The organism is Pantoea sp. AS142 (assembly GCF_037152305.1).
Classification (GTDB): Bacteria; Pseudomonadota; Gammaproteobacteria; order Enterobacterales; family Enterobacteriaceae; genus Pantoea.
This window is the reverse complement of the sequence record NZ_JBBCMO010000004.1, coordinates 155852-169737: the sequence shown is the minus strand read 5'-3', so window position 1 is coordinate 169737 and position 13886 is coordinate 155852. Positions and strand designations below refer to the sequence as shown.

Below are 13886 nucleotides of genomic sequence, written 5' to 3'. Positions count from 1 at the left end.
CCGCCGTAATGCGAGGTTTATCTCAACAACAGATAGATATTTTCATCGCCGCGCACCACATTCAGTGCCAGTACTGGTGGTTTTCCTTCCAATATTTTACGCATTTCAGCAATGTTCTGAACCCGATTGCGATTAACGCCGATGATCACATCATCTTTCTGCAGACCAACCTGTTCAGCTGGTGTGCCTTTTTCGAGGGTATCGACCTTCACACCTTTATCACCGGTTTTTGTCTGTCCATCACTCAGGGTTGCACCCTGGAGTGCGGGTGACATCAGCTGTGCGCTGGCGGTGGTCTGTGCGCTCTGCTCCAGCGTAACCGTCACCGTTAACGGTTTACCTTCACGTAACAGGCCAAGCTTAACCTGTTCACCTGGCGGTGTAGTGCCCACTTTTACGCGCAACTCAGCGAAGCTGGTGATCGGCTTATCATTGATCGAGGTAATGATATCGCCAGACTTCACGCCCGCTTTCTGCGCGGCAGACTGCGGTAAGACTTCCGAGACAAAGGCGCCGCGCTGCGCATCGACATTGAACGCTTTAGCCATATCGGCCGTCATTTCAGTGCCTTTGATGCCGAGCTGACCACGTTTCACTTCACCAAATTTGATCAGCTGCTGCGCGAGATTTATCGCCATGTCACTGGGAATAGCAAAGCCGATGCCGATGTTACCGCCGCTGGAGGCGAGAATGGCGGTGTTAATACCAATGAGTTCGCCATTAAGATTGACCAGCGCACCGCCTGAGTTGCCGCGGTTAATCGCGGCATCGGTCTGAATAAAGTTTTCCAGCCCTTCGAGGTTAAGGCCGCTGCGGCCCAGCGCGGAGATAATACCGGAGGTGGCGGTCTGTCCCAGACCAAACGGGTTCCCGATCGCTACCGCAAAATCGCCCACTTTTAGCTGGTCAGAGTCCGCAACTTTCACCTGGGTGAGATTTTTTGCGCCTTCAATCTGGATCAGCGCGATATCAGTCTGCTCATCATGGCCGATCAGTTTGGCTTCATATTCACTGCCATCGCCAAGCTGTACATTGATTTTATCTGCACCGTTGACCACGTGATTGTTGGTCAGCACGTAGCCCTTAGCGGCATCAATGATGACGCCAGAACCTAAACCTTCAAACGGCTGTGGCTGACTGTTTCCGCCAGGCATCTGACCGAAAAAACGCTTCAGCGGTTCAGGAATATCCTGAGCCTGCGCACCCGAATCGGTGCCTTCTACGTGAACACTGACCACGGCAGGTAATACTTTTTCCAGCATCGGTGCCAGACTCGGCAGCGGCTGGCCCGCAATTTGTGCAGGAAGCGTTGCCATCGCGTCTGGCGCGGCGGCAACGCTCATCCCAATACTCAGGGCTAATGCGCTAAACAGGCGTGCTTGTTTTTTCATTGCTACAACGCTCTCGCTGCAAAAGGTGGGAGGAGTTAATGAATGTGACAGTCGTTTGCGGTCAGGGTTCGCAAAAATAGTAGGCGCAGACAGGCTGCGCCACAAAAAGATTAGTCGCGGGCAGGGCGCTCGCCACGCAGTAAACCGGATGCGCCCTCAGAATAATCGCGCGGCATCTGCACCGGCACCTGATCGTTGTCTGCTTCGGCTTCAGTCAGCTGATAGGCAAACGGATTTTTCTGGCCAGGCAGATTTGGCAGCAGGTCATTTGAGCCTTTTGCCATATGCTGATAGAGCTGACGATAATCACGCGCCATATTGTCCAGCAGCTCCGCGCTTTGCGCAAAGTGGTTGGTCAGCTCTTCGCGATAATCCGCCAGCTCCGCTTTCGATTTTTCCAGCTCGTACTGCATACTGCGCTGCTCACGCAGCTTTTTGTTGCCAAAACGCATGGCGACTGCGCCGACAATAATACCTACCACTAAACCAATTAGCCCGTATTCCCAGGTCATAATGACTCCCGTGTTATTTCCATTGTTCCGTAGGGCGTTGCACCATTTCAATAATAGTCACTATACCCGTTAATCTTATGGTTGTGGAACTCCGGAGCAGCATGGCTTAGTGTAGAACGGCCTTTTTTTCAGCAACCGTGGTTTGAATCAGACACTATTCAGGGACTTTGAAACAACAATGCAAACCTCAACTCCGCTTGCACGCTATGAGCAGGCGCTGTCGCAGGGCGAATTCAGGCCCGATGACATACAACGTGAAGCGATTACCCGTTTAGACGCGCTACAGCAGTCGCTGGTTGCCCGACAACAATCCGCCATGCCAGCCACATCCGGCCTGCTGAGTCGCCTGTCAAAATTGATCGGTAAAGAGAAAAACGAGACGCCACAGCCGGTGCGTGGGCTTTATATGTGGGGCGGTGTGGGTCGCGGCAAAACCTGGGTAATGGATCTCTTTTTTCAGTCTATTCCTGGCGATCGCAAACTGCGTCTGCACTTTCACCGCTTTATGCTGCGGGTGCATGAAGAGCTTACGCAGCTTCAGGGGCAGAGCGATCCGTTACTGATTATTGCGGACAAATTTAAAGCAGAAACGGACATCCTCTGTTTTGATGAATTTTTTGTCTCCGATATCACTGATGCGATGCTGCTGGGCACGCTGATGCAAGCGCTGTTTGAACGCGGCATCGCGCTGGTGGCAACTTCAAACATTCCGCCTGACGACCTCTATCGCAATGGTCTGCAGCGTGCGCGCTTTCTGCCTGCCATTGAGCAGATAAAACTGCACTGTGATGTGATGAATGTGGATGCCGGTATCGACTACCGGTTACGCACGCTGACGTCTGCGCATCTGTGGAACTCTCCGCTGAACAAAGAAACGCGCGCTGAAATGGCGCGTATGTTTAAGGCGCTGTCGGGCAGCCAGCCTGAAGCGGCACCGGTATTGGAAATTAATCACCGCCAGATGCCGACGCTGGGCGTCAGCGAAGGTGTGCTGGCGATTAATTTTACTACCCTATGTGGTGAAGGGCGCAGCCAGCATGATTATATTGTGCTGTCACGCCGTTTTCACAGCGTGCTCCTGTATGACGTGCCTGTAATGATCTACAAAACTGAAGATCAGGCGCGCCGTTTCCTGGCCCTGGTCGATGAATTCTATGAACGTCATGTGAAACTGGTGGTCGCGGCAGAAACATCACTGACCGAGATTTATCAGGGTACGCGGCTCAAGTTTGAATACCAGCGCTGTTTATCCCGACTTCAGGAGATGCAGAGTGAAGAGTATCTGCGTTTACCGCACCTGCCGTGAGAATAATCAGGATAAATACCGAAATAGGGTTCGATTTTTGAAACCGACTTCTCTATAATCTTGCGACCCCACGTTACAGCAAAGGATTTTTTTCCCAAATCCTCTGTGTTCCAGTAACTCTATCCGAAGGGGTGGCTTGCTGGTCAAAATGGTCGTGTGAGCCTCATTCGTTTACTTAAGCGTTTGGGATTTCACCAACGTGTAACTTAATTTGGGTAAGCTTTTCGATGAAAACTTTTACAGCTAAACCAGAAACCGTCCAACGTGACTGGTTTGTAGTTGACGCAACGGGCAAAACTTTGGGTCGCCTGGCGACTGAACTGGCGCGCCGTCTGCGTGGTAAGCATAAAGCGGAATACACTCCGCACGTTGATACGGGTGATTACATCATCGTTCTGAACGCAGAAAAAGTTGCTGTAACCGGCAACAAGCGTACTGACAAGATCTACTATCACCACACTGGTCACATCGGTGGTATCAAACAGGCGACCTTTGAAGAGATGATTGCTCGCCGTCCTGAGCGTGTGATTGAGATCGCGGTTAAAGGCATGCTGCCGAAGGGCCCGCTGGGTCGTGCTATGTACCGTAAACTGAAAGTTTACGCAGGCAACGAGCACACCCATGCGGCACAGCAACCGCAAGTTCTTGACATTTAATCGGGATTAAAGGCAATGGCTGAAACTCAAAACTACGGCACTGGTCGCCGCAAAAGCTCTACCGCTCGCGTATTCATTAAGCCGGGTAGCGGTAACATCGTAATTAACCAACGTTCTCTGGAACAGTACTTCGGTCGCGAAACTGCCCGCATGGTAGTTCGTCAGCCGCTTGAGCTGCTGGACATGGTTGGTAAATTCGATCTGTATGTCACTGTTAAAGGTGGCGGTATTTCTGGTCAGGCTGGTGCGATCCGTCACGGTATCACCCGCGCTCTGATGGAATACGACGAATCACTGCGTGGCGAGCTGCGTAAAGCTGGCTTCGTAACGCGTGATGCGCGTCAGGTTGAACGTAAGAAAGTCGGCCTGCGTAAAGCACGTCGTCGTCCTCAGTTCTCCAAACGTTAATTGTTTGCAGCTCAGGCTGCGTCAATTGGCTCAAAAAACCCGCTTCGGCGGGTTTTTTATTTTCTGCCTTCCCATCGACTCTCCGCGAAAACAGTAACGTTGCGCTCAATTTACCTGCAAAGATTCATTCCACGCCCACAAGCAGCCTAAAATCTGGTAAACTCTCTGTCACTTTGCGCCCGCAGGCCGGTGCGTTATGCGCCTCTACTCTGTCGGGGCGTCAGTATCTACGGCGCAGCTAACCAGGTTGCTTGCGAGTTCGATAAGCAAGTGAGCCGCCGTGTGGTTGGCTATTCGCAGTATCTTTTTGTGAACAAACTTGGAGGTTTTCATGGCTGTCGCTGCCAACAAACGTTCGGTAATGACGCTGTTTTCTGGTCCTACTGACATTTTCAGCCATCAGGTACGTATCGTCCTGGCGGAGAAGGGTGTCAGCGTAGAGATCGAGCAGGTCGAAATGGATAACCTGCCGCAGGATCTGATTGACCTCAATCCGTATCGCACGGTACCGACGCTGGTAGATCGTGAGCTGACGCTGTATGAATCACGCATCATCATGGAATATTTAGATGAGCGCTTCCCGCATCCGCCACTGATGCCGGTTTATCCGGTTGCCCGTGGTGATAGCCGCCTGATGATGCATCGCATCGAGCAGGACTGGTATAGCCTGATGAGGAAAGTAGAGAACAGCAGTGGTCAGGAAGCGGAAGCTGCACGCAAGCAACTGCGTGAAGAGCTGCTGGCCATCGCGCCACTGTTTGGCCGTACGCCTTACTTCATGAGTGAGGAGTTCAGCCTGGTTGATTGCTACCTGGCTCCGCTGTTATGGCGTCTGCCTTCCATGGGCATTGATTTGATCGGCTCAGGTTCAAAAGAGCTGAAAGGTTACATGAACCGCGTATTTGAGCGTGATTCTTTCCTCGCTTCATTAACTGAAGCTGAACGTGAAATGCGCCTGCAAGCCCGGGCTTAACGTATGGAAATGTCGCAACTTACTGCACGTCGCCCCTATTTGCTGCGCGCCTTCTATGACTGGTTGCTCGACAATCAGCTGACGCCTCACCTGGTGGTCGATATTAATCTGCCTGGTGTACAGGTGCCATTAGAGTATGCGCGGGATGGTCAGATTGTCCTGAATATCGCGCCACGCGCTGTCGGCAACCTCGATCTGGCGAATGATCAGGTTTCATTCAACGCTCGCTTTGGTGGCGTTCCTCGCCAGGTCAACGTGCCGATGGCAGCCATTCTGGCAATCTATGCGCGTGAAAATGGTGCCGGGACGATGTTTGAACCGGAACCGGCTTACGAGCTCGGTACTCAGGAGGCGTCACAGGGTCAGGAAGAGACCATGATGTCGGTAATTGATGGTGATCGTCCTGACGATGCCAGCGATGACGAAACACCGCCTGATGACGATCCACCGCCACGTGGCGGACGGCCTTCACTGCGTGTAGTGAAATAGCCGTGACATAACAGCGAATACCCGTCCATGTGACGGGTATTTTTTTGCCTGTCAGCCATAAAAAAAATCCGGCAGCCTGCGCAAGCCGGATTTTTATCAGCAGACCTTCGCAATCAGTAAACGTCGCGCAGGTAGCGTTTCTCTTTCTTCAGCTGATCGACGTAGTCCGCAGCACGCTCGGTAGAGAGACCACCAAACTGACGAACCACTTCATACAGCGCGTTATCCACATCCTTCGCCATACGCGAGGCATCGCCACAGACATAGAAGTAAGCCCCTTCCTGCAGCCAGGCATAGAGCTCTGCGCCCTGTTCCAGCATCCGGCTCTGCACGTAGATCTTCTTCTCCTGATCGCGTGAGAACGCCAGATCCAGGCGTGTCAGCAAGCCGTTATCCCGCCAGGCAAGCAACTCATCCTGATAGATAAAGTCATGTTCCTGATGCTGGTCGCCGAAGAACAGCCAGTTTTTCCCCTGAGCCCCGGTTGCCTGACGCTCCTGCAGGAAGGCACGGAATGGCGCGATACCGGTACCTGGTCCTACCATGATCAGCGGTGCGCTGTTATTGGCAGGCACGCGGAACGATTTATTCGGTGAGATAAAGATGGCAGGCTTCTCACCACGACGCACACGTTCGGCCAGATAGGTCGAGCAGACGCCACCGCGATTACGGCCGCCACTGTGATAACGCACCGAGGCAACCGTCAGATGCACCTGGTTAGGATGGGCTTTTGAACTGGATGAAATAGAGTAAGCACGATACTGCAGCGGACGCAGCAGGGCGACAAACTCAGGTACCGCCAGCGTGCGTGTCAGCTCAAGTTGCAGCAGGTCAAGGGTATCTTTACCCCACAGCCACACGCCCAGCGCATCTTTATCATCATGTTGTAAAACATGACGCAGTTCCTGGTTGGTGGTGTTCTGCCCGACCCATTCGATTAACTTGCGTGATGGCTCTGAAATCTCAAACTGATAGGTCAACAGGTCGCCAAGGCTGCGGTCAAAACCGGGCACTGGCGTCTGGTAGTCAGCGTTAAGCTGAGTCAGCAGCAGGCTGACCAGCGAGGGTTCGTTGACCGGTATCACGCCCAGCGCATCGCCCGCTTCATATTTCAGGCCGCTGTCAGATAAGTCGAACTCGAAATGACGAATATCTTTGGCTGACTGCTCGCCTGACAAGCGCTTATTGGTGATCAGCGCGGCGGCGTACGGATTTGATTTGTTGCTGCCTGGAATGACCGGCGCTTCAGGCGCGCTCTCAAGCACGGTACCACTGCTGCCAGCGCTGGCTGCAAACTGAGGCATTGAGCTGTTCAGCCACTCGCTGGAAGGTTCTTCATAGTCGATATCACAATCGATACGATCAACTACACGTTTCGCACCTAGCTGCTCAAGGCGCATATCGATGAATTTGCCCGCCTGACAGAAGCCATCGTAACCGGTATCGCCAATCGCCAGCACGGCAAAATGCATCTGTTCCAGACGCGGGGCGGTACTGGCCGAGATCGCATCCCAGAATAGCTGCGCGTTGTCCGGCATTTCACCTTCGCCATAGGTCGAGGTAACAATCAGCGCATGGCGCATGGTGGCGAATACATCGAGATCGACATCGCCCAACGCCTGAACCACCGGCACCAGCCCTTTCGCACGGGCTGATTTCGCTGCGGTCTGCGCCAGCGCTTCGGCATTGCCGGTCTGTGAGCCGTAAAGAATGTGCAGTTGTGTGGTCGCTGCTGAGCCCGTACCCGCGGCGGGTTGCTGTTTGTCTTCTAACACCAGCAAACGGGAGTGAAGACCCGCAAGAAAGCCAGCCAGCCAGTACTTCTGATCGCCATTAAAGGGTGCATCTTCTGGAATATAAGGAATTTTCATGGGTACTTTTACTCAATCCCGTTGTCGCCCATCATCATTGGCGTTCTCCGGTCTGAAAGCGGTTCCGCTTTCCCGCGCCGCAGCATTTGCGACAGGGGAGAGCGGTTCTGCATCTGTCCGGTACAACGTTTAATCCGGGCAATAATCAATTAATAATATTCAGTTCAGCCTGATCAGTATCACTGTCAGGAAAGTTTACCCACCGCGGCTGCGATTTCCGGCAATGCTGCACGTGCAAATAGCTCTTCAAAGTCCGGCAGGTGGCCCAGCACTTCCCGGTTACAGGCATCCTGATACATGATCCAGCCATAGGTTGCCAGACTGTCCATAGAGCGGATGTTACGTTGCGTCAGCGCCGCTTTGTAATCTGACATACGTTTGGTACCAATCAGACTGGCCAGTTCATCATCGCTGTAACTCTCGATGGCGGAACGGGCATGACGTTGCAGCTTGCTGACCAGCGAAAAGTCTTCGGTCATCAGCAGATTACGGACCGCTTTTTCTACCGCCGGATCTTCAACCGGCGTGCCTTTCGGCAACTTAGCCAGTGCCAGTTGTTGGGCAAAGCTCAGCACGGTGTAGTTGTTAAGCAGGACAAACATCTCCAGCGTATCGGTCGCACCATAGGCCGGTACGGCACCGTTGGCGATGGTTTTACCCTGACGCCATGCGGCTTTAAATTTCGCGACCTGATGGCCTGCCAGCGCTGTCGACAGCTCTTCAAGCAGATCTTTGCGGCTCTTGGCTTTCAGAATCTCGCCGCCATCCTGATAGAGCAGCAGCGAGCGCGGCATAACGTAAACAAAGTGGTGACACTCTGTTTCCCAGTTGTCCAGCAGCCAGGCGGCACGCGGTGATTTCGTTGCCTCCAGATGCCAGTTCAGCATGGTCAGCACCGCCTGCTTATGCACCTGCGCCATCTCATTCTGATCGGCAATCGAGCCGAACTGCACCGAATCACCGGCAGCATGGCTGGCCAGCGAACCATAGGGGTCGTACTGGTAGGCAAAGCCGCCGCTCATGCCGTTGCCGAATCCTTTACCAAAGGTGCCCAGATTGAGGATGGCGCCGTTAGTCATATATTCGCAGCAGAAATCACCAACGCCTTCAACCACGGCCGTTGCGCCTGAGTTACGCACCGCGAAACGGTCACCGGCCTGGCCCTGCACGAACAGACGCCCGCCAGTCGCGCCAAACAGCGCAAAGTTACCAATCAGCACATTGCCATCGGCGTCCTGCGCACCGCCGCCAGGCGACATCACGATCAGTTCGCCGCCACACTGTCCTTTGCCGACACCGTCGTTACAGGTGCCATAATGGGCCAGTTGCATGCCGTCGTTGCAAAATGCGCCAAATGACTGACCGGCAGAACCGGTGGTAGAAATTTTTACACTCTCAGGGGCCAGATAGCGGCGACCGCGATCGTCGGTCATTACCGCAGGCATCGCCTGCAACTGCTGTGTGCTCAGCTGATGGTTCAACATGCGCTCAATATCGATTGCCAGCTGGCCACCGACGCTTTTGTTCCGGTTATTCAGCACGATGTTGTTGCCCAATGCGACGTCAGGATTACCCTGGTCCAACAGCGACAGCTTCAGTTGCTCAATCCAGCCATCGTCCAGCTCAAAATCTTTTTCCAGATAAACAGGCTTGTCGATTTTCATCTCAGGCACCACGGTCAGCATGGCGCGTAAGTCGAGCTTGCCCACTTCCAGCGGGTGATCCATCAGGTGCAGCAGATCAGATCGACCGCGTGCCTCACGCAGGGAACGCAGGCCCATACGTGCCAGAATCTCACGCACTTCATGCGCCACATTGAGGAAATACTGCGCCAGCTGGCGCGGATCGCCATCAAACGCTTCGGCGTTGGTGGTTAAGCCAGCCGGGCACTTAACGTTGCAGTTTTTCGCCATCACGCATTTCAGCATCATCAGCGCCGTAGTGCCGAACTCGAAGCTATCGCCGCCCAGCAGAGCAGATTTCACCACGTCGCTGCCGGTCTGCTGTGCGCCAGAGCAGCGCAGTAGCACTTTCTCACGCAGGCCATTAGCGCAAAGCGCCTGGTGTACTTCAGCGATGCCGATTTCAGCCACGCGTCCGGTGTATTTCAGGCTGGTCACAGAAGCCGCGCCCGTACCGCCGGTATTACCCGCAACGTTAATCACGTCTGCACCAGCTTTGGCCACGCCAACCGCGATGGTGCCAATCCCTTCGGAAGAAACCAGTTTGACGATAACGCGCACCCGCGCCGCTTTACAGTCGTGGATCAACTGCGCCAGATCTTCAATTGAATAGGTGTCGTGATGCGGCGGCGGCGAAACCAGCTCGACGCCTGGCGTACCACCACGTGCTGCCGCAATCTCCACCGTGACTTTGGCTGCTGGCAACTGGCCGCCTTCGCCAGGCTTCGCGCCCTGACCGATTTTTATCTCCAGCTCTTCCAGCATCGGATCCGCCAGATAGGCAGCCCAGACGCCAAAACGACCGGAAGCCAGCTGTTTGATACGGGAGGCACGGATGGTGCCGTGACGGGAGTAATGCTCGCCGCCTTCACCGCAGTTACTCATGCCACCGACCATGTTGGTGCCGTGCGCGACCGCTTCATGAGCAGGCGCCACTAATGCGCCATGGCTCATCGCCCCGGAGGCAAAGGTACGGGTAATTTCACAGGCTGGCTGCACTTCGCTCAGTGGCAGTGAGGGCAGGGTGGTGAAAATACGAGCCAGATAGTCTGCCGCTTTACCGTAAGCGGTCACTTTCAGACCGCCTGTAAACACTTCGCTGCTTTCAATATCATCGCCGAAGCGGAATTTCAGGGCGCGAGACAGGTTCTGAAGGCGTTCGCTCTCAGGCTTGAGTCCCTCAATCGCATCGGTCAGGCGCAGCATAAAGTGATTCAGGCTGCCATCTACCGCTTCGCATACCATGCCACGAATGGCAAAGCCATTGTTGGTCAGTGAGTAGCGTCCCAGCTTGCGGCGGAACTCCGCTTCGCTGTCAATGTGGGTCAGGTCAGCCGGGAATGTCAGGATGTCGCGCAGGGCCGCGGGGCGACGTTTACGCTCTTCATACATCAGGCTTGAAAACTGACGGTAATCGGCAGTAATCGCAAAATTGTTGATCACCTCATCCGGGATGCGTTCGAAGCTGCTGTCTTTGAAGGTCTCTGGCTTGATACCAAAAGCATTATCCAGTTTTGCCAGCGTCATCAGGCGGATGAAGTTGTCCTCTTCGCGCGCTTTGTCGGCAAAGCGAATAGGCTCTTCGGTCATGTCGATAAAAGTGCGCACGGCGATGGTGCCGTAAGAGTGACCTGCGCCTTCTGCACGCTCTTTAAACAGGCCCAGTAATGGAACTTCAGACTCACCCTGAATCTTCAGTGCGCTCTGATGCCAGTCAACAGCCATCTGCGCTATAGTCGCGAAGCCTGCGCCGCCCACTGGCGTTCTGATATTCGGGAAGTACTTTTTCAGCACCGGATCATCGGTGTTGAGGAAGTTAGGCTCAAAGAACTCACCGCTGCTGTAGCTCTCAACGGTACAGAGGCCCACTTTGCCCATGGTTTTCATCAGTGCTTTTTCAGCCGCTTTGGCATAGCGCTTAAAGGCTTTATTACCTTCTTCACCTTCACCAAATTTTTCCTCTGCGCGCATCTGTACGCCCAGTGGATAGATAGCGGAAGCCCCAAAGCCAAGTGTGGCGGCAATATGGTGCGAGGAGATGCTCTGGCCGCTTTCAACCACCAGAGAGACATCCAGACGCAAGCCTTCCTGCACCAGGCGCTGGTTGATGGCGGAAACCACCAGCAGCATCGGGATCGCGGCGTGTTTTGAAGAGATGTGGCGATCGGTAAGCACGGCGATGCCACCCTGGGTTTGCGCAAAATCAACCACTTGTTGCGCCAGATCATCAATCGCTTTTTCCAGGGCATTCGCGTTGGCGGTGGTGCTCAGCAGGTCTTTGCCGATTACCGGCTCATAGAGCATCTCAAAACGGGCATACGGTGCGAGGGTCTGCTCACGTAAACGCAGCATATCAAGATGGCTAAGAATCGGTGTCGGCACCACAATCTGACGACCTTTACTGCGGCCCAGATGCGGTTTCGCGCCCAGCGCGACACGCAGCGTCATGCCATCCACTTCGCGGATTGAATCCAGCGGCGGGTTGGTAACCTGAGCAAAACGCTGTGAAAAGTAGTGCGCCATGCCGCCTTCATGATCGGATAATCCGTTGATGGCGTTACCGTAACCCATCGCGGAGATCTTCTCTGCGCCGGTATTCAGCATCGGGTCCATCATGAATTTGAAGCTTTCCTGGTTGTAGTAGTAGGCAACAAAGCGCTGATAGGTTTTCAGATCACCGCGATAACGCAGCGGTGAACCCTGCTGTTCTGCCGGGATCGCGGGCAGATCGTCAAGACCGACGCGTGCTTCCCGTAGCAGCGCCGGGTAATCTTTTTCGGCGGCCAGTTTTTCCAGTGCCTGCAGCGTGGTATAGCTGCGTTTTTCACGATGATCGAAATAGAGCATGCCGCCTGCTTCAATACGGCCACGACGTAACACGCTTTCAGGTGGAAAGGCGATCTGGCCCGCTTCCGACATCGCACCGATATACTCAGCGGTTTCAACTGAACGCAGTGGACGCAGGCCAAGACGGTCAAGACGGGCGCCAATCACTTCGCCATTGCCAAAGATTAATGCCGCCGGGCCGTCATTCTTCTCTTCATACAATGAGAAATACTCCAGCATGTCACGCACTTCTGGCGACAGCGCGCTGTCGTTTTCCCAGGCGGGTGGCATCATTGAGACGACGGCGGTGATCAGATCGAGGTTATCTTCCATCAGACGGCTGTGGATGCTCTGATCCAGACGTGAGCTGTCGGACTGGCCTTTAGGCCGAACGATTTTTTTGCCACGAGCCAGCGCCAGCGCGGACTCGGCGATGCGGTTTTTACGGTCAGTATTCAGCTCGCCGTTATGCGCCATCAGGCGGAACGGCTGCGCCATCGTAGTATGAGGATCGGTGTTGGTGGAGAAGCGGGTATGGAAGAAAAGCCCGCGCACCTGATGGTCGGGATCGGTCAGATCTTTAAAGTACGGAATCACTTCATTGGAATTCAAACGGGCTTTAAACACTTGCGTGCGTGACGACAGCGACAGCGGATAGAGACCGCCAAATTCGCTTTCGGTAAAGGCACGGGCTTCAATCGCCAACAGGGCGCGGTAGATACGTTTTTCGAAGTCGTTCTGGTCGACCACGTCCTGTGGCGCAGTGAAAATCCACTGGAGAATCGGTAACTGGAACTGCACGGCAGCCGGGCGCGTCACATTACTGTCGAGCGGCATGTCACGCTTCATGATCACCGGCAGACCAAAGCTGCTGAGGGTCTCATCCACCAGACGTTCGGCATTTGCGCGCAGTTCGGCATCTTTTGGCACAAAGAAGTTACCGACGCCAAAGCGGCCAGCTTCCAGCGGTTGGCCGGTAATCTTGCGGAAGAAATGCAGCGAGAGATCGACGTTGACCCCCGCGCCATCGCCGACGCCTTCCGCTGACATGCCGCCGCGGTGAGGCACCGTACACAGGGCGCTGTGCGCCATCTGAAGAATCTCGTGGGTCTGCTCGCCGTCCTTACGCGTAATGAAACCTACACCACAGCTGTCACTGCCTGCTGTCGGATCATACAAGCCATAGGATTGAGGTTTTTTAGTGGACATTGAGGGTCTCCTTAAACTGCTTTGACATTACCTGCACTGTTTCAGGGTCTGAGCGCAACTGAGGCGCAACATCATTTTCATCGCCATGCTCTGTCGAGCGCGCGTCATAGCCCTGAGCATTTCTCTCCAGACATCGGTAAAACGTCCCTAATTGAGCTGCTCTCTGATTTCCGGTCTCTTAAAGGAAATGACTTAAACCACGCGGGAGTCTTCTTGTTGCATAGATATGCCGAGACAATGGCCCGTCTGGAAAGCTTTCAGCGGATTTCCAACTTATCGGGAAAGCGTAATCAGGTCAAATAGGGTAGTTAAACGGGGTTATTACGTGTTTTATCTTATTAACCTAATGAATTTTATGGTTTTTATGGTTTAAAATGTATCACTCTGATGCATGGCGAACAGCCTATAAATGTGAACTGACTCACTGTAGTGCAGGCATCAGAACTCTGCACCATGCTGGTGATAGGGTATTAGACAGCATTAAATGCTGTTCAGCACCGTTGATGCATAGCATGTATCTGTTTTTCTTATATCCGGCTATTTGAATGAAACAGCGGTTAGTT

9 protein-coding genes are annotated in these 13886 nt (G+C 53.9%); 5 read left to right on the top strand and 4 right to left on the bottom strand.

Annotated elements, in window-relative coordinates:
* Nucleotides 1-17: 17 nt before the first annotated feature.
* Together degQ and zapG are read right to left on the bottom strand one after the other, a co-directional pair.
* Nucleotides 18-1391 (bottom strand): serine endoprotease DegQ, encoded by a 1374-nt coding sequence (degQ, locus tag WFO64_RS10220; protein ID WP_337011292.1) that lies wholly within the window; start codon nucleotides 1389-1391, stop codon nucleotides 18-20.
* A 110-nt stretch (nucleotides 1392-1501) separates the two neighbouring features.
* Entirely contained in the window at nucleotides 1502-1903 is a 402-nt protein-coding gene (zapG, locus tag WFO64_RS10215; protein WP_003848291.1) for a Z-ring associated protein ZapG, read from the bottom strand.
* Between the two features lie 178 nt (nucleotides 1904-2081).
* On the opposite strand from zapG, the gene zapE reads away from it, so the two are divergent.
* The 5 genes from zapE (at nucleotide 2082) to sspB (ending at nucleotide 5735) form a co-directional block, all read left to right on the top strand.
* Nucleotides 2082-3209 (top strand): cell division protein ZapE, encoded by a 1128-nt coding sequence (gene zapE / locus WFO64_RS10210; RefSeq protein ID WP_337011290.1) that lies wholly within the window; start codon nucleotides 2082-2084, stop codon nucleotides 3207-3209.
* A gap of 227 nt (nucleotides 3210-3436) precedes the next feature.
* Nucleotides 3437-3865 carry a 50S ribosomal protein L13 gene (rplM, locus tag WFO64_RS10205; RefSeq protein WP_008925400.1) on the top strand — a complete coding sequence of 143 codons (429 nt, stop codon included), beginning with the start codon at nucleotides 3437-3439 and terminating at the stop codon, nucleotides 3863-3865.
* A gap of 15 nt (nucleotides 3866-3880) precedes the next feature.
* Entirely contained in the window at nucleotides 3881-4273 is a 393-nt protein-coding gene (gene rpsI, locus WFO64_RS10200) for a 30S ribosomal protein S9 (protein WP_337011288.1), read from the top strand.
* A 331-nt stretch (nucleotides 4274-4604) separates the two neighbouring features.
* Complete coding sequence (gene sspA, locus WFO64_RS10195) at nucleotides 4605-5246, top strand: stringent starvation protein SspA (RefSeq protein WP_009092481.1); 642 nt, start codon at nucleotides 4605-4607, stop codon at nucleotides 5244-5246.
* Nucleotides 5247-5249: 3 nt separating this feature from the next.
* The gene (sspB, locus tag WFO64_RS10190; RefSeq protein WP_337011286.1) at nucleotides 5250-5735 is read left to right on the top strand and encodes a ClpXP protease specificity-enhancing factor; all 486 of its coding nucleotides are present in this window, start codon (nucleotides 5250-5252) and stop codon (nucleotides 5733-5735) included.
* A gap of 113 nt (nucleotides 5736-5848) precedes the next feature.
* Here the strand turns inward: sspB and WFO64_RS10185 are convergent, their stop codons facing one another.
* Both WFO64_RS10185 and WFO64_RS10180 read right to left on the bottom strand, forming a co-directional pair.
* Nucleotides 5849-7606: a sulfite reductase subunit alpha gene (locus WFO64_RS10185; RefSeq protein ID WP_337011284.1), complete on the bottom strand. Its 1758-nt coding sequence runs from the start codon at nucleotides 7604-7606 to the stop codon at nucleotides 5849-5851.
* Between the two features lie 185 nt (nucleotides 7607-7791).
* A complete protein-coding gene (locus WFO64_RS10180) occupies nucleotides 7792-13323 on the bottom strand; it encodes a glutamate synthase-related protein (RefSeq protein ID WP_337011282.1) in 5532 nt (1843 codons plus the stop codon).
* Nucleotides 13324-13886 lie beyond the last annotated feature (563 nt).